Origin of the sequence: Cyclobacterium sp., assembly GCF_014762705.1 — a bacterium.
Lineage (GTDB): Bacteria > Bacteroidota > Bacteroidia > Cytophagales > Cyclobacteriaceae > Cyclobacterium.
In genome coordinates this window covers 73065-90786 of sequence record NZ_JABURL010000107.1, presented here as the reverse complement: position 1 = coordinate 90786, position 17722 = coordinate 73065, and the positions used below count along the sequence as shown (strand labels likewise).

19 protein-coding genes are annotated in these 17722 nt (G+C 44.3%); 10 read left to right on the top strand and 9 right to left on the bottom strand.

The features are described from left to right. Window positions 1-18: 18 nt before the first annotated feature. A complete protein-coding gene (locus HUJ21_RS21430; protein WP_291372705.1) occupies window positions 19-678 on the top strand; it encodes a hypothetical protein in 660 nt (219 codons plus the stop codon). 142 nt (window positions 679-820) lie between these two features. Further along, window positions 821-2299: an IMP dehydrogenase gene (gene guaB / locus HUJ21_RS21425; RefSeq protein WP_291372703.1), complete on the top strand. Its 1479-nt coding sequence runs from the start codon at window positions 821-823 to the stop codon at window positions 2297-2299. A gap of 56 nt (window positions 2300-2355) precedes the next feature. Here the strand turns inward: guaB and HUJ21_RS21420 are convergent, their stop codons facing one another. Genes HUJ21_RS21420 through HUJ21_RS21405 form a run of 4 tightly spaced genes read right to left on the bottom strand, consistent with a single transcriptional unit; the run spans window position 2356 to window position 5473 of the window. Beyond that, complete coding sequence (locus HUJ21_RS21420) at window positions 2356-2916, bottom strand: FKBP-type peptidyl-prolyl cis-trans isomerase (RefSeq protein WP_291372700.1); 561 nt, start codon at window positions 2914-2916, stop codon at window positions 2356-2358. A 10-nt stretch (window positions 2917-2926) separates the two neighbouring features. Then, window positions 2927-3472: an FKBP-type peptidyl-prolyl cis-trans isomerase gene (locus HUJ21_RS21415; protein ID WP_291372698.1), complete on the bottom strand. Its 546-nt coding sequence runs from the start codon at window positions 3470-3472 to the stop codon at window positions 2927-2929. Window positions 3473-3516: 44 nt separating this feature from the next. After that, the gene (locus HUJ21_RS21410; protein ID WP_291372696.1) at window positions 3517-4440 is read right to left on the bottom strand and encodes an FKBP-type peptidyl-prolyl cis-trans isomerase; all 924 of its coding nucleotides are present in this window, start codon (window positions 4438-4440) and stop codon (window positions 3517-3519) included. Further along, window positions 4424-5473, bottom strand: coding sequence for a bifunctional oligoribonuclease/PAP phosphatase NrnA (locus HUJ21_RS21405; RefSeq protein WP_291372694.1), 1050 nt, complete (start codon window positions 5471-5473; stop codon window positions 4424-4426). The genes HUJ21_RS21410 and HUJ21_RS21405 overlap by 17 nt, the downstream gene beginning before the upstream one ends. A 179-nt stretch (window positions 5474-5652) precedes the next feature. Between HUJ21_RS21405 and HUJ21_RS21400 the strand changes: the two genes are divergently transcribed. Continuing rightward, complete coding sequence (locus tag HUJ21_RS21400) at window positions 5653-6075, top strand: nucleoside-diphosphate kinase (protein WP_291372692.1); 423 nt, start codon at window positions 5653-5655, stop codon at window positions 6073-6075. A gap of 134 nt (window positions 6076-6209) precedes the next feature. After that, window positions 6210-7589 carry a glycoside hydrolase family 140 protein gene (locus HUJ21_RS21395; protein ID WP_291372690.1) on the top strand — a complete coding sequence of 460 codons (1380 nt, stop codon included), beginning with the start codon at window positions 6210-6212 and terminating at the stop codon, window positions 7587-7589. A gap of 14 nt (window positions 7590-7603) precedes the next feature. On the opposite strand, the gene HUJ21_RS21390 is transcribed toward HUJ21_RS21395, so the two are convergent. Next, window positions 7604-8680 (bottom strand): lysylphosphatidylglycerol synthase transmembrane domain-containing protein, encoded by a 1077-nt coding sequence (locus HUJ21_RS21390; RefSeq protein ID WP_291372688.1) that lies wholly within the window; start codon window positions 8678-8680, stop codon window positions 7604-7606. Further along, complete coding sequence (locus HUJ21_RS21385; RefSeq protein ID WP_291372686.1) at window positions 8677-9432, bottom strand: segregation/condensation protein A; 756 nt, start codon at window positions 9430-9432, stop codon at window positions 8677-8679. Before HUJ21_RS21385 ends, HUJ21_RS21390 begins: the two co-directional genes overlap by 4 nt. A gap of 183 nt (window positions 9433-9615) precedes the next feature. Between HUJ21_RS21385 and dxs the strand changes: the two genes are divergently transcribed. Then, window positions 9616-11541 (top strand): 1-deoxy-D-xylulose-5-phosphate synthase, encoded by a 1926-nt coding sequence (gene dxs, locus HUJ21_RS21380; RefSeq protein ID WP_291372684.1) that lies wholly within the window; start codon window positions 9616-9618, stop codon window positions 11539-11541. Window positions 11542-11640: 99 nt separating this feature from the next. Here dxs and HUJ21_RS21375 read toward each other — a convergent pair whose 3' ends face one another. Continuing rightward, on the bottom strand, window positions 11641-11868 hold the full coding sequence (locus HUJ21_RS21375) for a type II toxin-antitoxin system MqsA family antitoxin (RefSeq protein ID WP_291372682.1): 228 nt from the start codon (window positions 11866-11868) through the stop codon (window positions 11641-11643). A gap of 129 nt (window positions 11869-11997) precedes the next feature. Next, window positions 11998-12600 carry a Uma2 family endonuclease gene (locus HUJ21_RS21370; protein ID WP_291372680.1) on the bottom strand — a complete coding sequence of 201 codons (603 nt, stop codon included), beginning with the start codon at window positions 12598-12600 and terminating at the stop codon, window positions 11998-12000. Window positions 12601-12968: 368 nt separating this feature from the next. On the opposite strand from HUJ21_RS21370, the gene HUJ21_RS21365 reads away from it, so the two are divergent. Continuing rightward, a complete protein-coding gene (locus tag HUJ21_RS21365) occupies window positions 12969-14123 on the top strand; it encodes a cellulase family glycosylhydrolase (protein WP_291372678.1) in 1155 nt (384 codons plus the stop codon). Next, window positions 14116-14895 (top strand): alpha/beta hydrolase, encoded by a 780-nt coding sequence (locus tag HUJ21_RS21360; RefSeq protein WP_291372676.1) that lies wholly within the window; start codon window positions 14116-14118, stop codon window positions 14893-14895. Before HUJ21_RS21365 ends, HUJ21_RS21360 begins: the two co-directional genes overlap by 8 nt. On the opposite strand, the gene HUJ21_RS21355 is transcribed toward HUJ21_RS21360, so the two are convergent. Beyond that, complete coding sequence (locus HUJ21_RS21355; RefSeq protein ID WP_291372675.1) at window positions 14889-15650, bottom strand: SDR family NAD(P)-dependent oxidoreductase; 762 nt, start codon at window positions 15648-15650, stop codon at window positions 14889-14891. The two genes, HUJ21_RS21360 and HUJ21_RS21355, sit on opposite strands and share 7 nt — an antisense overlap. A gap of 269 nt (window positions 15651-15919) precedes the next feature. Here HUJ21_RS21355 and HUJ21_RS21350 point away from each other — a divergent pair, with 269 nt between their 5' ends. From HUJ21_RS21350 to HUJ21_RS21340, 3 genes are all read left to right on the top strand, one after another. Then, on the top strand, window positions 15920-16504 hold the full coding sequence (locus tag HUJ21_RS21350; RefSeq protein WP_291372674.1) for a sigma-70 family RNA polymerase sigma factor: 585 nt from the start codon (window positions 15920-15922) through the stop codon (window positions 16502-16504). Between the two features lie 28 nt (window positions 16505-16532). Continuing rightward, complete coding sequence (locus HUJ21_RS21345) at window positions 16533-16868, top strand: hypothetical protein (protein ID WP_291372673.1); 336 nt, start codon at window positions 16533-16535, stop codon at window positions 16866-16868. 86 nt (window positions 16869-16954) lie between these two features. Then, window positions 16955-17698 carry a flavodoxin family protein gene (locus HUJ21_RS21340; RefSeq protein WP_291372672.1) on the top strand — a complete coding sequence of 248 codons (744 nt, stop codon included), beginning with the start codon at window positions 16955-16957 and terminating at the stop codon, window positions 17696-17698. Window positions 17699-17722: the final 24 nt, after the last annotated feature.

Sequence of the window (17722 nt, the reverse complement as noted above, 5' to 3'; positions counted from 1 at the left end):
AAAACAATTTATAAACACATGAAACTACGTTTATGGCTTGGGTTAATCGGGCTTATTTTCGCCTGTCAGCCCAAGGAAAACAAGCCTGGACAAATCCAAAAAATCCTGGTCATAGGAAACAGCATAACCTATCATCCCCCGGATGCGAGTATAGGGTGGAACGCCGATTGGGGAATGGCTGCCAGTGCTGCTGATAAAGACTACTTTTCCTTACTTCAGGATAGCCTGCAACTTCACCTTCCTGGTTTGCAAATGATACGGGAAAATGTTTTCCCTTTCGAAAGACAGTTTTCCACCATAGATTTCACCCAATACGAACACCTGAAAGCCTTTCAAGCTGATCTTTTGTTAATCAGATTGGGAGAAAATATACCTCTCGAAAAGATTGAAGGTTGGAATTTCTCACAAAGCTTGCGGGATTTTGCCGGGTACCTTAGCACCGACCAGACCAGGGTCCTTTTGACCAGCACCTTTTGGCCTAACCCCCCTGTCAATGCGCAATTGTATCATGCTGCTACCCAAATGGATTGGCAGGTCGTAGAACTATCACCATTGGGTACGGAACAAAAGTACATGGCATTGGGAGAATACGCCAATGAGAGTGTATCCCGACATCCGAACAACCTGGGTATGCAGGCCATCTCGCGGCTGATCGCCAGAAAGATTTTTGAGGAATGACGCTCAGCTTATCATCCAAAGAATATTCCTTTGATTAGAAGAATTCAGGAAGTAGGCTGTAATTTTTTTTCGTTAAATCATTGATTTGCATGTGAAAAACATCGTACCTTTGACGGGCAAATAGGGTTACTAACCATTTGCCATGATTCCAGACACAAATAAATTTCTCTTCGAAGCACTCACCTATGATGATGTGCTTTTGGTACCCGGTTATTCTGAGGTACTTCCCCGAAATACAAGCACTGCTACTCAACTTACGCGCAAAATCCGGCTGCAGATTCCACTGGTTTCTTCTGCCATGGATACAGTCACAGAAGCAGAGTTGGCCATTTCCATTGCCCTGGAGGGTGGATTGGGTTTCATCCACAAAAACATGTCCATAGAAAAGCAGGCCGCTCAGGTCCGCAAGGTAAAAAGATCTCAAAGCGGAATGATCTTGGACCCGATCACATTGGATATTAATGCCAAGGTAAAAGATGCCGAGGCCATCATGAGGGAATTCAATATAGGCGGTATTCCGGTAGTGGATAAAGCACGTTTCCTGAAAGGCATCATCACCAACAGGGATTTAAGATTTATCAAGGACATGGAAAGACCGGTAAGGGAAATCATGACCAAGGACAACCTTTTTACTGCCAAAGCAGGCATCAGCCTGGAGCAGGCAGAAGAGATCCTTCAGGAATACAAAATAGAAAAATTGCCCATCGTTGATGAAGAATACAAATTAACCGGCCTGATAACTTATAAAGATATTCTGAAAAGGAAGGACAAACCCAATGCCTGCAAAGATGAGTTTGGACGACTGAGAGTAGGTGCTGCTGTTGGTGTTACCTCGGATATTGTAGATAGGGTGGAAGCCCTTAAAGTCGCAGGTGTTGATGTGGTTTCCATCGATACTGCTCATGGCCACTCCAAAGGGGTAATCGATACTTGTAAAAAAATCAAGGCGAATTTCCCTGATCTGGAAGTAATAGTGGGAAATATTGCCACTGCTGAAGCAGCGACAGCCTTAGCCGATGCAGGTGCTGATGCTGTTAAAGTGGGGGTAGGACCTGGAAGCATTTGTACCACACGCGTGATTGCCGGAGTGGGTATGCCCCAATTGTCTGCCGTTATGGAAACTGCCAGGGTTTTGAAAGACAGAGGTATTCCTGTGATCGCAGATGGAGGCATCCGGTATTCAGGTGATATCGTCAAGGCCCTTGCAGCGGGTGCCAGTTCGGTAATGATCGGGTCTATTTTGGCAGGGACTGAAGAAGCTCCCGGAGAAATCATTATTTTTGAAGGCAGAAAATTCAAGTCCTACAGGGGAATGGGGTCTATAGAAGCAATGGAATCCGGATCTAAAGACCGTTATTTTCAGGATGCAGAGGACAATATTAAAAAACTTGTACCCGAAGGAATTGTAGGCCGGGTAGCATTCAAAGGCCTGGTTTCTGAGGTATTGTACCAATTGATCGGAGGACTTCAGGCTGGTATGGGCTATTGCGGTACAGCTACGATTGAAGACCTCAAAGAAAACGGGAAATTCGTAAAAGTAACCGCTGCCGGCGTAAGGGAGTCTCACCCGCATGACATCAGCATTACCCGGGAGGCACCAAATTACAGTGTCAAAAATTAAATTAAAAAAACCTCCTGAATTGAATTCAGGAGGTTTTTTTATCTCTGCTTATTTTTTTAATCCAGTCCCAAAAACTCCACGTCAAATACCAACACGGAATTTGCAGGTACCCTGATCACATTTTCATTGTCCTGATAGCCATAGGGAGAGGGTATGATAATACTGGCTTTGGCACCACTTCTCAGGCGCTTAAATCCCGTACTGAACCCTTGTATAGCTCCACCCTGGGAAGCCGGTAAATCAATGAAGAAAGAAAAAATATCATAATTTCTATCCTCATCATAGATATTGTTTTCCCGGGCAACATCCTCAAGATTCGAATCAAAGACAGTCCCATCCAAAAGGTATCCCGTGTAGTTGGTATAGACCACATTGCCTGAAGTTGGCCGGGAGCCTTCTCCCTCTTCTTCCACAATGACGACTACACCTGATGGATCATGAATACGGTAAATACTGTCAAAGGGGGCAGTTTCCAAATATTCCGCAATGATTTCCCGATCTATGGCAAGGTTACCTTCACGGTCATATACCGGGCCGCCAAATCCCCCCATTTGGTTGTCGCAGGAAAAGGCCAATGCAGCCAGTAAAAAAATACAAATGCTTCGATAAAATCTCATCTCTGTTGGTTTAAGGTTGGTAAGGTCTAACCTCTACCAGATCCAGTTCAAACACCAATACTGAATTTGCCGGAATAGGCCCGTTAGCCTGACTCCCATAAGCATAAGCGGAAGGGATCAAGGCAATGACCTTTTCACCCTCCTTCATACGGGATAAGGACCAGTGCCAACCATTGATTACATTGGAAACACCTAAAATAATGTTATACGGCTCGTAGGTTCTATTGGGATTGAAAACATCATTGTCCTGGGCCACCTGCTCCAGGGAGGTGTCGAATACGGTTCCATCCAGGAGCATACCCGTGTAATCTACAGACAGGGTATCCCTACCATCAGGCAATTCACCCTCCTCAACTACCTCAGTGAATAAAAGCTCAATACCTGTATCGCCTACTGTTTCCCTCCGCATGTATTCCGTCTCCACAGTCTGGATATATTCCTCGATTTTCTGCAGATCCTGCTCGAAAACCACATCGACATTTTCTTCCTCGGAAATACAGGAAGCCATCAATACCACTGCAGGCAGCATGCCCCAGGTTAAAGCACTTTTTTTCATGGTAGTTACTTGTTTATATGCGCTTCAATAACCCGACAATCGGGTTATTGCTTTTCTACATCAGTTACTTCTACATCAAATATCAATATAGAATTAGGTACAATAATAGCACCTCGCTGGCTAGGTCCATAGGCCAAAGGTGAAGGGATCAAAAACTTGGCTTTTGCTCCTTCTTTCAACAATTGAAGTCCTTCATCCCATCCCGGAATGACCATTCCCTGTCCTACATCAAAGGTGAAAGGCTCATAGGGTCTGTTTTCATCATAGGTATTGGCCTCTTTGGCTTTGCTTTCTATGCTGGTATCGAATACAGTCCCATCCAGCACATAACCCGTGTAGTTGACAGAAATTTTATCTCCCTGCTCTACCTGAGGTCCTGAACCTTCTTCTTCTATGACGTAGTAAAGACCCGATGCTGTCTTGCTTGCATCCAAATTATTTTCCTGAATATAAGATTCAATGGTCTGCACATCTTCATCCAACTGAACACCAGCCTGTTCGGATTGCTTTTTTTGCTGTTCGGCCACCAGGTCATTGAAATAATCTTCAAATACTTCTTCTTCAAGCACGTTAAGCACACCAATACTAATGGTCACCGTCTCATCATTTTCCAAGAATGGGGGCACGTTTTCAAGAAATATTTTTTCTGCAGTGGAAGTGATGACAATGCTGTCTCCGTTGTTCAGGTTTAGAAATATTTCATCTATACCTGTCTTTGCTTCCGCAGAATCCAAATGCTGTAAATAAGGAGGTACCGGCTGATCATAGCTGGAAATAAACAGAGAGTCACTGCCGGTTTTGGCTGTAAAGTGATAAACCACGAATTCTCCGTCCTTGGTCTCCTGATCCCCCTGATTGATGTATTTGTATTCAATACCATCTGATGTTGTCTGGGTTTTTTCACAGGAAAAAAGCAAACCAGAGCTTACCAGGAGAACTCCTAAAACTAAATTATTGATTTTTTTCATCGACTAATGCTAATTGATTAAATAGGATATGTTTGTTTTCTTTTACTAATTTTTCAAATCGCCGAATAGTATCTTCCAGGGAAAGCTGAGAGATTCCACCCGAGGCATTTTTATGGCCTCCCCCTTCAAAAAAGGTAGCCGCAAATTTATTGACTGCCACATCTTCTGAAGAGCGAAAAGATATTTTTACCCCGTCTTTTCTTTCGGTAAACAGGGCAGCAATCTTTATTCCATCGAGGGAAAGTGCATAATTAACCAGACCCTCCGTATCGCCGGTTTGCGATTGGTATTTCCTGAGGTCCTTTTTACTTATGCCAAAATAGGCTGTGCTTAATTCCGGCAATATGGTTAACCTTCTGGTCAATGCAAAACCTAAGAACTTAAGTCGATTGACTGAATTGGTATCATAAATAAGCCTTGAAATTTTGGAATTGTCCGCCCCCAGTTCTATCAGTTCTGCCGTAACCAAATGCACATTCTTGGTCGTGTTGGGGTGTCTGAATCCTCCGGTATCCGTCATAATACCCGAGTAAAGGCACTCTGCAATATCCTTATCGATCAATTCCCTATCCCCCACTTTTACAATCAAGTCGTACAATAACTCGCAGGTGGCCGCTGCCTTGGAACTGCAAAAGCTAAAATCAGCAAATTCCTCCGGATCCTGATGGTGGTCTATATTGACCTTAAAGGCTTTGGACTCCCTTACTGCCTGTTCCATTCCCTGCAATCTTCCCAGGTTGGAGAAATCCAGACAAAAGATGATCTCCGCCTCAGCGATCAATTTCATGGCTTCCTTTTCCTTTTCAGGATCCTCAAAATTCACCACTTCATCATTGCCTTTCATCCAATGTAAGAACGAAGGATAGTCGGATGGAGTCACCACGGTTACCTGATGGTTTTTCTTTTTCAGATAGCCGGCCAGCGCCAAAGAGGACCCCAGGGCATCTGCGTCAGGTTTATGATGGGTGGTGATGATGATCTTTTTGGATGAAGCTGATGAAATCTGTTCTTTAAATAGATCTAATTCCTGCATGTGTATTATTTGAGTACCGTATTTTAAAAACACGGACGACAAAGTTCTGTATAATTTTCTGAAATTCCCAATGGCAATTTTTCCGGATGCTGACAGTTTATCCAGAAATGCCCCATTACCTTCGGTCTTTCATTGAAAAGGATTAATTTTGTGGGCTTAACAAACAAAACAAACAATTTATGGCTACCAATAGAACATTTACCATGATCAAGCCTGATGCTTTCGGAGCAGGAAACGCAGGCGCAATATTGAAAATGATTGAAGAGGCAGGGTTCAAAATTATTGCCCTTAAGGCAACCAGGCTTAATAAAGAACTTGCCGGAGAATTTTACAAAGTGCACCAGGAAAGGCCTTTTTATTCCGATTTATGCCAATACATGTCCTCAGGACCTATCATTGCTGCCATCCTGGAGAAAGAAAATGCAGTGGCAGATTTCAGGGAGCTGATCGGGGCTACCAACCCGGAGAATGCAGCAGAAGGTACCATCCGAAAACTTTATGCCACATCCATTGAGGCCAATGCTGTTCATGGTTCAGACTCAGATGAAAATGCATCCATAGAAGGCAATTTCTTTTTCAGTGCATTTGAACAGGTAAGCTAATTCCAATTTCCCCCACCTCTTAAGCACAAAAGAGGCGGGGGAAATTTTATGAATTTTTAACATTTTCCCAAAAGCACAGCCGGTTTTTCCGGCTGCTTTTGATTTTTCTTATATTGCATGCTCAGCCATTCCCCATGAACTTGAGCCCTAAAACCGTTTTATTCCTGTTTTTGTTCGTTTTCTCCCTTGCTTTCACCTACGGTCAGGAAGACCTTCCCCGACTCAGGGTTGCTGAAAATCAACGGTTTCTGGTAACAGCAGACGAAAGCCCCTTTTTTTGGATGGCAGATACGGCATGGGAACTTTTCCATCGCTGTGATCGGGAGGAAGCCGCCTATTACCTGAGAAAACGTGCCGAACAAGGCTTTAATGTGGTGAAGGCCGTGGCGCTCGCTGAGATTGATGGTCTCCAAAGCCCTAACGCATACGGAGAAACGCCCCTCATTGATCTGGATCCCAGGCAACCCAACCCGGCCTATTTTTCGCATGTGGATGAAGTGGTGGAAATGGCGGCTGCCGAGGGTATCTACATTGCCCTGCTCCCCACCTGGGGAGACAAGGTTTTTAAAAATTCCTGGGGTAAGGGGCCGGAAGTGTTTACGGAAGAAAATGCCAAATCTTTTGGCAAATGGATAGGCAACCGCTACAAAGACCAGTCAAACATCATTTGGGTCATTGGTGGGGACCGAAATCCCAGGGAAGATACCAGGGATGTAGCCATTTGGAGAGCCCTGGCGGCGGGTATTGTCGAGGGAACCGGGGGACAGGACAATGCATTGATGACTTTCCACCCCCAGCCTGCCGGACCCGGTGGATCCAGTAATTGGTTTCATAATGACGAATGGCTGGATTTCAACATGCACCAGACTGGTCATTGTGCCAATCAACCTACTTATCAAAAAATAAGCCACGATTACAACTTACAGCCTGTCAAGCCCACCCTGGATGGTGAGCCATTGTATGAAGACCATCCCAATTGCTTCAATGCCAAAGAACTGGGATACAGCTTGCCGGAAGATATCCGAAGGATCATGTACTGGAATGTGTTTGCAGGTGCATTTGGACAGACCTATGGATGCCATGACGTATGGCAAATGTACACAACAGACAGGGAAGGGATCAATGGGCCCCTCAGGCCATGGCAAGTGGCACTGGACCTACCCATGGCCAATCAAATGAAACATCTCAAAAACCTAATGCTAAGCAGGCCTTTTCTGAGAAGGATTCCGGCACCGGAAATGATTCCCGGCATTCAGGAAAACAATACAGATTTTGTCATTGCAACCAGAGACAGTGAAGGAAGTTATGCCATGGTTTACTTCCCCACCGGTCAAAGCAAGGCGGTAAACTGCAAGCCCCTTAATTCCAGAATGCTTAAGGTCACCTGGTACGATCCCAGGACCGGAAACCAGATAGATGCCGGGATTATTAGCAAGGCTCCCAGTAATACTTTTGTGCCGCCAAGCTCAGGAGGAAAAGGTCATGACTGGGTACTGATTTTGGATGCGGTATAAATCCGGATCATTCGTTAATCAACGGACTTGTTATCAGTTTTATCTTTTTTCTTGAAAAAGACCTGCCTGATCCAACGTGGCAGAAAAATGGCTCCCAAAAGCAGGTAAGGATAATACGAGAACATGCGCCAGAGTATGCTGGTAACAAAGGTATAACCCGTGAGGAATTCATTAAAAAACTGCGCAAAGAAAAATTCTGCGGTACCACTGCTTCCCGGTGTAGGACTGATCATCATTACAATCCACATGATGATCTGACGGGCGAAGATGACTACATGTTCGAAAATACTGATGCTGGAGTAGGCCGAAATCAGGGCATTCAGCATAAAATACCTGGCAGACCAGATGAAAATGGTGGTGAAAATAATTACCAGCCAGTATTTCAGGTTTTTACCCCTGAATTCCTTGCTCGCCTGTATGATTTGATCCCCATAAATATTTGCCTGGTATTTCCATTTCTTAAGCCACCTGAGGGAAAAAAGTTTTAACAGCAGCCATTTGAAAACCCTGGGCCGGTAAAACAAGGCCAATGCCATTAGCAAAGAATACAAAGTGTACAAAGAGTAACTCACCCAAAAGAGGTATTCAAGGCTGTTTCCCAGGCGCATTTCCAAAACCCTGCTATTAGGAAAAATATAACCCTGGGCAAAAAAAAGAATAATTGGTGCTCCCAACACAAAAAACAGGTTGTCCAAAATGGCTGTCAACATGGTAAAGGCCAAAGCCTTTCCGAGAGGTATCCCTTCTTTATTCAAAATAAATACGGCCACTGCTGTACCGCCTACAATAGAGGGGGTGACTGCAGAGGCAAATTCCCAAAGGACAATCACAAAGATGGCCCTGTTCCAGGTTAGGTGCTTGTCCGTCACTTCCCGGATCCTAAAAACATAGCCTGCATCCCTCAGAAATATAAATACCACAGCCAAAAGCAGAGACCAGGCCGAAGCATCAAAAACCCCCCTGAGGGTTTGCACATTTACAGTGGGGTCCATGTAGAACATTACAAGTACAATCGCAATCCCGATCAATACAGGAACCCAAACCTTATTGGGGTTTAAGGTTTTAAAAACTTCCCTATTGTCTATTTTCATGTGTTTTCTACTGGTATGGATGCAAGCTTTTCAACCCAAAAATTATTGAAACCTTCACCTATCTTTATGGTCACAAGGGCAAGCTGAAGCAATTCTAATATGGCTAAAAAGGTATAAATGACAAAAATCTTATCCGGATTATAAACGATAAAATCCGAAAAAGGGATCCTCGGCTTTTCATTGAGTCGATCAAGGATCAGGGATTTTTGCTGTTCAATGGTATACGGATATTGAATAACCGTATGTTTGGTATCATCGCTTCTGTGAGCGAATTTGGTCATGACTTTTTGGTACACTTTCAGGAGGCTGTACAGGTCCAGGTCCTGCAATTCGGCATCCACATTATCGACTTTTGATATCTGCTTTAACTCATCCATCACATTTCCCCTGGCGAATTTACCCATCCTGTCTTTCTCCATTTCTGAAAGCTCGGCAATCACGGATTTATATTTTTTGTATTCCAATAAATGCCTGATCAGTTCCTCACGTGGATCTATTTCTTCTCCCTCTTCATTTAACTCTGGTCTGGGCAAAAGCATTTTGGATTTGATTTTCATCAAAGTGGCCGCAAAAAGAATGAACTCACTGGCTATTTCAATCTCCATTTTCTCCAATTGATGGATATAATCCAGAAAATCATTCGTGATTTTGGAGATGGGAATATCATAAATATCCAGCTCATCCCTTTCTATAAAGAAAAGCATCAGGTCAAATGGTCCTTCAAATAAGGGTAATTTGATTTCAAAACTCACTGGATACGATTATTTTTTGTTATTTTTGCATTTCCTGTTGCGATCAAAGATATTACTTATCTTTTTAAATCAATAGGCATCCGAATAATTTCCTTAAAACCATGGGGTCTTGAATAATTATTGGTATTATTAAACATTATACAGAGACGGGAGGTTAATAATTTTTATAAAGAAACGCTGCATATGCAAATAGAACCTGGAAAATTACTCAGGGAAATCCAATATCCGGACGACCTAAAAAACTTCCATAAAGACCAATTGGTTCAGATCTGTGATGAATTGAGGCAATTCATTATCGATCACGTGTCCATCTATGGTGGACACTTTGGTGCTGGTCTGGGAGTAGTAGAATTGACCGTTGCTTTGCATTATGTACTCAATACCCCTGATGATCAGCTCGTGTGGGATGTAGGCCACCAGGCCTATGGACATAAAATACTTACCGGTCGCAGGGAGCAATTTTATACCAACAGATTGTACAAAGGCCTATCGGGTTTTCCCAAAAGAAAAGAAAGCGCTTACGATGCATTCGGAGTAGGACACTCAAGCACCTCCATTTCTGCTGCGTTAGGCATGGCCATGGCCTCCAAATACAAAGGGGAAGACAAAAGGCAGCATGTAGCCGTAATTGGAGACGGTGCCATGACCGGAGGAATGGCCTTCGAAGCCATGAATCATGCGGGGGTTTCAGATACCAATCTGTTGATAATCCTCAATGACAATTGCATGTCTATTGATCCCAATGTAGGTGCTTTAAAAGATTACCTGACCGACATTACCACCTCCCATACCTACAATAAAGTAAAGGACGAGGTATGGAGCCTGCTGGGCAAAATCAGTAAATTTGGTTTTAGTGCACAGGATGTGGTTTCCAAAGTAGAAGGTGCCATCAAATCGACCCTACTCAAACAAAGTAATCTGTTTGAATCCCTGAACCTTCGGTATTTCGGACCGGTGGATGGACACGATGTCAACCACCTGGTAGAAATTCTAAACGACCTCAAAGACATTCCCGGACCAAAAATATTGCATTGCATCACGGTTAAGGGGAAGGGCTTTGCTCCCGCAGAAAAAGACCAAACCAAATGGCATGCACCAGGAAAATTTGATAAGATTACCGGAGAGATCGCTAAAAAAATACCCACCAGCCCTCAGGCCCCCAAATATCAGGATGTTTTTGGGCATACCCTGGTAGAGCTGGCAGAGAAGAACGAAAAAATAGTAGGTGTTACACCGGCCATGCCTTCCGGTTCATCCATGAACCTGATGATGAAAGCGTATCCGGAAAGATCATTTGATGTGGGCATTGCAGAGCAACATGCCGTGACTTTTTCTGCGGGTCTGGCCACCCAGGGGCTTACTCCTTTTTGCAATATCTACAGTACGTTTATGCAGCGGGCTTACGATCAGGTGATCCATGACGTCTGCCTGCAGGATCTTCCGGTGGTTTTTTGTCTGGATCGGGCAGGTTTTGCCGGGGCCGATGGCCCCACCCACCACGGAGCCTACGATTTAGCCTTTTTCAGGTGTTTGCCCAATTTGGTGGTCAGTGCGCCCATGAACGAAGAGGAGCTACGAAACCTCATGTTTTCAGCCTGCGAGCACAACGGGCCCTATTCCATCCGGTATCCGAGGGGGCAGGGCGTAATGCCCGACTGGAAGCAACCGCTCCGGAAAATTCCTACTGGTCAAGGTAGAATCGTGAGTGAAGGAAAAGACCTGGCCATTTTAAGCATTGGTCATGTGGGGAACTATGCAGTGGAAGCGGTAGAAAAACTCCAGAATAAAGGCATCGACCTGGCGCATTACGACATGCGGTTTGTCAAACCCTTGGACGAATCCATGCTCCATGAGGTTTTTACAAAATTTGATAAGGTCATCACCATTGAGGATGGCTGTCTGATGGGAGGTTTTGGCAGTGCCATTCTGGAATGGATGGTAGATCACAATTACCAATCCAGGGTTAAAAGACTGGGAATACCGGATGATGTTATCGAGCACGGCGAACAGATAGAACTGCACCGGGAATGTGGATTCGATCCGGATGGAATTTTGGCCGCTGTAAAAGAAATGCTCGGAACCACCGTTTCGGAAAATTTAAAGTACTGAAGGTCGGGCAGGGTTTACCGGAAATGTGATTTGAAGTAATTGGTTAATCCTATTTGTTGTGTTTCAACCTCATAATTGCTTCAACTCACCTACTTCCAGTCAGGCCACTTGAAGTTTCACTACCTCCAGTTCGGTACCTTTGCTGTAAGCTTCCTTTCCTTTATTCAAAACTAATTGCGTCGTTTTATCAGGAAGGAAGGAATGCCCACAATTGGTGCAAACTTCTGCAGGGACGCTTTTAATCAACACGATGGTTTCACCTTTTTCCAGCGTCACTGTTACATAACCCTTTTCGGTGGTGCCATTTTTACATAAGGAGCATTCCATGGTTATTAGTTTTTCTTTTTAAAATTTTTATCCCACAATTTGGGATCAGGCTCATAGGCTGTAATGATAAGACAATTCTCTTTATTTACGCCAATCAATATTCAAAGACGCATCGCTGAAAGCCTGAGTTTACAACTCCCCGAACACCTCATCCAGATCCAGGACAAAACCTGAAAGAACCTGAGACTTTACTTCGTCTCCCAAGGTAAATAACCGGGAGGGTCGGTATTTTCCGCCTTCCAGGGTATAGATCAGCAAGGTACGCTCGTCGGGATGAATGATCCAATATTCCTTTACACCAGAGGCTTCGTACACATCATATTTCAATTGCAACTCTTTCTTATTGTTTCCCGGAGAGAGAATCTCCACAATCAGGTCCGGAGCACCTACGCAGCCCAGCTCGTCCAACTTCTCCGGGTCGCAAACTACACATAGATCCGGTTGTACCACGGTATCGATGTCGGTATGCTTTCTGGAAGCAACCGGAAGGCGCACATCAAAAGGGGCGGTATACACCTTACAGCTTCCTCCTTTTATTAAAAATCCGTGAATTCTCGTAACCAGGGCTACCGTAAGCCCTTGGTGAATTCTACGAGGAGCAGCTGCCTGCCGGAATACTTTTCCCCGGATCAGCTCCACCATCTCCTCCAGCTGCCAGGAAAGGTAATCCGCATAGGAATAGCGTCCATAGACGGAAAACGGTTCTTTGACTTTATCTTCGGGTTTTTCCATATTTTGTGTTAACCAATAATGATTACTAAAGATAATAAGATTTGGGCAAAGGTGCCAGGGTTAAACAGCCAGATAAGGTACTCGAACGCACCCAATTCCTCCTATCTTCATTGTATTTTTTAACCACATAGTTACATAGTTCACATAGGGAGCTTCACTCAGAATGATAACCCCTTAACAAATTCCAGGTTTTTGTCGCAACAAAACTAGGTGCCCTATGTGCGCTATGTGGTTAATTCTTTTGCGTCCTGGAAATTCAGGAAGATTAGACATCCATTAAAAAGAATAACTGGTTTTTTGGTATTTATTTTTTATTTTGGCTTATGGTAATTCAATGCCAGTTACAAACCAAATAACCTGTTAAGCCCATGTCGTTCCAATCCAATTCCAGAAGAAATTTTCTCAAAAAGTCCACGCTCCTCACCGCAGGTATAGGGCTCTCCCTACAGCAAAGGAGCTTCGCAGACGCCAAAGTTCAAAACCAATTACCCCGCTGGCGGGGCTTTAATTTACTGGATTTTTTTAACCCCGATCCGGATAAGGGACGCAAAAGTAAAGACGACTATTTCAAATGGATGGCCGACTGGGGTTTTGACTTTGTTCGCATTCCCATATCCTATCCCAGTTACCTGGATTTTGACCGCAGCAAACCCATCACTCCCGAAGAGGTGATGCAATTTGACGAAAGAAGGCTGGAAGAAATTGATGCGCTGATCGAAAAGTGCCACGAGCAGAAGTTACACGTCAGCCTGAACCTACACCGGGCACCGGGATTCTGCATCAATGCCGGCTTTCAGGAGCCCTACAACCTCTGGGAGGACCCCGAAGCGTTGGATGCCTTCTGCGCCCACTGGGAAATGTGGTCCAGGCGTTATAAAAATATTTCCTCCAAAAAACTGAGCTTCGATCTGGTCAATGAGCCATTCAAAAGAGAAAATCCCAACGATCAACACTCTCCGGGAGGGCCGGTTCCTGTAGAAGAATACAAAAAAGTAGCTACAGCAGCCCTGGAAACCATCAAAACCGTCAAAAAAAGCCGACTCGTCATTGCCGATGGAAACGGTGGCGGCGGCATGGCCGTGCCCGAATTGGCGGACCTGGACCTGCACCAGAGTTGTCGGGGTTATTTCCCCATGCACATTTCCCATCACAAAGCCTCCTGGGTATTTAAAGATCCCGATAGCCTGAAAGATCCGGTTTGGCCAGGCATGCACAATGAAAAATATTACAGCAGGGAAGACCTGGAGAAACACTATGCCCCCTGGATGGCTTTACTTGAACAAGGTGTTGGGGTACACTGTGGGGAATTGGGCTGTTACAACAAAACACCTCACCCTGTTTTTTTATCCTGGTTTGAAGACATCCTGGACATACAGCATGCCCATGGGATAGGTTTTGGTCTTTGGGAGTTTTCGGGTACTTTTGGGATATTGAACTCCGGCAGGGAGGATGTGGACTATGAAGATTGGTACGGGGAGAAACTGGACCGCAAACTGCTGAACTTATTGATGAAATATGCCTGACATCGCCTATTGGAAATCCGGTAAAGGACAGCCGCTGGTTTTGCTGCCAGGCTTTGGTGAAACCAAAGAAATGTGGCAGGAATTTGTTCCTGAACTAAGCCATGACTGGGAAATCTGGTGCCCCGATTTACCTGGTTTTGGGGAAAGCCGCGCACTCAAACAGGGGTATACCTTGAAGGATGTGGCACTGGTTTTGGCAGATTGGCTCGACAAACAAAAAATCAAAAATGCCAGCCTGATTGGCCATTCGCTTGGGGGTTATATAGCCCTGGAGATAGCTGCAAATACAGCTTCAGAGCCAAAAGCCCTTGGTTTGTTCCATTCAACAGCGTTTGCCGATAGTCCGAAAAAAAAAGCCAACCGGGACAAAACGGCCGATTTTATCCAAAAACATGGGTCTGCCACTTTCATTCAATCCTTTGTGGCTCCGCTTTTTTCAGCTAAAAACCAGGAATCTTGTCGTGATACCATAGCAGAATTGATCCGCAGGGGCAGCCAAAATAGTGAAGAAAGCCTGATCGGTTATACCCTGGCCATGAAAAACCGGGCGGAACACATAAATTCCCTGAAGAATTTCAAGAGACCTAAACTAATGATTTGCGGTATGGAGGACCCTGCAGTACCCCTGGAGAGCAGCCTGCAGCACCAGCCGGTAGTTACCGAATTCCATCAGCTACCTGATTGTGGACATATGGGTATGTTTGAAAAGCAGGCAGTCAGCCAGACCATCATCAGGAAGTTTATGGAATCATTGGCCTCACAGCATCAGTAAGTAGCCCTGCCTCCGGAGAGGTCAAAGATGAAACCTGTGGTAAAACTTGCTTCATCCGAACATATCCAGCAAGCAATGGCGGCAGCTTCTTCCACCGTACCCAGGCGGTGCATGGGGATTTTGGAGGCCATGTATTCCAATTGCTCCGGAGCAGTGTCGGCATTCATGGGCGTCCTGATCACTGCCGGCGCCAAACCATTTACCGTGATTCCCGTGGTAGCATACTCCTTTCCCAGGGCTTTGACCAGACCAATCACCCCTGCCTTGGTAGCCGAATACCCAACCATATTCGGGTTTCCTTCTTTCCCGGCAATGGAGGCAATCAATAATATCCGGCCTTTACCGCTTTTTTCCATCCAGCTCAGGGCATACTTGCTGGTTAAAAAGGATCCCTTTAGATTGACACGATAGATTTCATCAAAAGCTGCTGTAGGATAATCGGTAATTTTGGTCTGGGTAGGACCGACAATGCCTGCAGAATTGACCAAAATATCCAATCGTCCAAAGTGTTCTACTGTTTCCCTAAAGGCTTTTTCTACTGCATCTTCTTCTGATATATCTACGGTTGTGGCTTTTACCGGAATACCTTTTGCCCGCCATTCGCTTTCCAGGGCTTTCAACCGGGATTCCTTAATGTCCCAAAGCGCAAGGCTTGCTCCTTCTTCTGCCATGCGCTGCGCAATTGCCTTACCTATTCCATCAGCTGCGCCGGTGATCACAGCCACCTGATCGGTATATCTTTTTTTGGTATCCATATATATAATTCGTTTTTAGATTGTTTATTGCTAAAATAAGAAAGTACTGTGAAAGGCTCGCTAAAAGCTGTTTTTTAAATCAATTTTATTCTATCATCAATTACATCAATACCTATTCCCAAAATGCCCAATTTACTAAGGAAAAAGGTATTCTATAAGTCTGCTTTATGTGGTTGATAAAAGAATTAAAAGGTCAAAAAAGTTGATTAGAGGGGATTTTTATATTTACTTGTAAATTGGTAGTTAAAATCTTTAGGAGTCCCTCATTTATGGAAAAAAAGTCCCAACAAGCATCCAAACATGTGGTAGTCAGTGAATGGGTTAATTCCCATGGTGACTATCTATTCAGTTGGGCCTATCATAAAACAGGCAACCGGGAGGTAGCGGAAGACCTGGTTCAGGAAGTTTTTCTGGCTGCTGTAAAAAACTTTGAAGGATTCAAAGAAAAAAGCAGTCCCAAAACCTGGCTGCTGAAGATTTTAAACAATAAAATCATCGACCACTACCGGAAGTCTGCCAAAAAAACCGTGCATCTGGATGATCAGGCATTTCAATTTACAGAAACACTTTTTAATGCAAATGGTAACTGGAAAGCAAATGGTCTGGAGGATGCCTGGTCTAATGATACCCATTTATTGGATGATCCCGCCTTTAACGAAGTGATGAACGTCTGCATGGAAGACCTCCCTCCCAGGTGGCGCCTGGCGGTTATCTCCAAATATATTTTTGATAAAGAAACACTTGAAATTTGTCAGGAACTGGAAATCAGCAAGACTAATTATTGGCAGGTGCTACACAGGGCCAAATTGCTGCTGAAAAAATGCCTGGAAATTAATTGGTTTGGTGCTAACTGATCCCACTAGAATGAATTTGGAAAAAATCATGAACTTGATGCTTCTTTCCTGTAAAGAAGCTACTTGTCTGATTGAGAAACAATCGGTCTTCCCGCTTACCTTTAAAGAAAAATGCCGGCTTTACGTGCATGTAAAGATGTGTGTGGTCTGTAACCTGTACCGGCACCAAAGCAAAACCATTGAAAAAGCCCTTTCCAAATGGATCAACTCGGAAGGAGTTTCCGGAGAACGTTTGTCTGCAGCCAAAAAAGATCAAATTCTGGAAGAAATAAAGAAAGATAAATTTTTTTGTCAGGAAGCCCCTCCCTGTCCGACTATTCTACCATTAAATAAGATTACAGCTTATAATCCTCGCTGGTGGTAGGTCCTTGTACAAATTACTGTTGTTTAAGCAGTTTCATTTGTAAAGTTTTCCATCAGTTTCAGGATGATAAAATGAACCAATCTATCATGAAACTGAATACATTCCAGCAAAAACTGAACAAGGAAAACCCCTATGATTTTAAGGGTTTAAAAGCCATTTTTCTCAATTGTACGTTAAAAAAGTCCCCGGAAATTTCCCATACGGAGGGCTTGATTCAAATGAGTCAGGCCATTATGGAAGCCAATGGAGTTACCACCGAAATCATTCGGCCGGTTAATCATCAAATTGCCTTCGGAGTATATCCGGATATGACCACAAAAGGATGGAGAAAGGATGATTGGCCTCCTATTCAGCAAAGGATAATGGATGCAGATATTTTGGTCCTTTGTACCCCTATATGGTTGGGTGAAAAATCCTCTGTTGCCTCCATGGCCATAGAAAGGTTGTACGGATTTTCCGGAGAAATGAATGACAAGGGGCAGTACGCCTATTATGGAAAAGTGGGTGGCTGCCTGGTAACCGGAAACGAAGATGGGGTCAAGCATTGTGCCATGAATGTGCTGTATTCCCTGCAACACCTGGGATATTCCATTCCCCCGCAAGCCGATGCAGGATGGATAGGAGAAGCAGGACCCGGTCCTTCCTACCTCGACAAAGATTCAGGAGGTCCCGAAAACGAATTCACCAACCGGAATACCACTTTTATGACCTGGAACCTGATGCACCTTGCCTTGATGCTGAAAAAACAGGGTATTCCTGCCTACGGAAACCAGCGTACTGCCTGGGATTCCAGAAAGGTGAAAGATCCTCCAAATCCAGAATACAGATAATAAAAAACAAACCAAAATATCAAC

Excerpts from the sequence above, each read along its gene's own strand:
- guaB (WP_291372703.1), top strand. The coding sequence starts at position 821 with ATGATTCCAGACACAAATAAATTTCTCTTCGAAGCACTCACCTATGAT.
- HUJ21_RS21430 (WP_291372705.1), top strand. The coding sequence starts at position 19 with ATGAAACTACGTTTATGGCTTGGGTTAATCGGGCTTATTTTCGCCTGT.
- HUJ21_RS21390 (WP_291372688.1), bottom strand. The coding sequence starts at position 8,680 with ATGAAAATAGACAATAGGGAAGTTTTTAAAACCTTAAACCCCAATAAG.
- HUJ21_RS21365 (WP_291372678.1), top strand. The coding sequence starts at position 12,969 with ATGTCGTTCCAATCCAATTCCAGAAGAAATTTTCTCAAAAAGTCCACG.
- HUJ21_RS21345 (WP_291372673.1), top strand. The coding sequence starts at position 16,533 with ATGAACTTGATGCTTCTTTCCTGTAAAGAAGCTACTTGTCTGATTGAG.
- dxs (WP_291372684.1), top strand. The coding sequence starts at position 9,616 with ATGCAAATAGAACCTGGAAAATTACTCAGGGAAATCCAATATCCGGAC.
- HUJ21_RS21360 (WP_291372676.1), top strand. The coding sequence starts at position 14,116 with ATGCCTGACATCGCCTATTGGAAATCCGGTAAAGGACAGCCGCTGGTT.
- HUJ21_RS21370 (WP_291372680.1), bottom strand. The coding sequence starts at position 12,600 with ATGGAAAAACCCGAAGATAAAGTCAAAGAACCGTTTTCCGTCTATGGA.
- HUJ21_RS21405 (WP_291372694.1), bottom strand. The coding sequence starts at position 5,473 with ATGCAGGAATTAGATCTATTTAAAGAACAGATTTCATCAGCTTCATCC.
- HUJ21_RS21355 (WP_291372675.1), bottom strand. The coding sequence starts at position 15,650 with ATGGATACCAAAAAAAGATATACCGATCAGGTGGCTGTGATCACCGGC.
- HUJ21_RS21415 (WP_291372698.1), bottom strand. The coding sequence starts at position 3,472 with ATGAAAAAAAGTGCTTTAACCTGGGGCATGCTGCCTGCAGTGGTATTG.
- HUJ21_RS21420 (WP_291372700.1), bottom strand. The coding sequence starts at position 2,916 with ATGAGATTTTATCGAAGCATTTGTATTTTTTTACTGGCTGCATTGGCC.
- HUJ21_RS21375 (WP_291372682.1), bottom strand. The coding sequence starts at position 11,868 with ATGGAATGCTCCTTATGTAAAAATGGCACCACCGAAAAGGGTTATGTA.
- HUJ21_RS21350 (WP_291372674.1), top strand. The coding sequence starts at position 15,920 with ATGGAAAAAAAGTCCCAACAAGCATCCAAACATGTGGTAGTCAGTGAA.
- HUJ21_RS21395 (WP_291372690.1), top strand. The coding sequence starts at position 6,210 with ATGAACTTGAGCCCTAAAACCGTTTTATTCCTGTTTTTGTTCGTTTTC.
- HUJ21_RS21340 (WP_291372672.1), top strand. The coding sequence starts at position 16,955 with ATGAAACTGAATACATTCCAGCAAAAACTGAACAAGGAAAACCCCTAT.
- HUJ21_RS21400 (WP_291372692.1), top strand. The coding sequence starts at position 5,653 with ATGGCTACCAATAGAACATTTACCATGATCAAGCCTGATGCTTTCGGA.
- HUJ21_RS21410 (WP_291372696.1), bottom strand. The coding sequence starts at position 4,440 with ATGAAAAAAATCAATAATTTAGTTTTAGGAGTTCTCCTGGTAAGCTCT.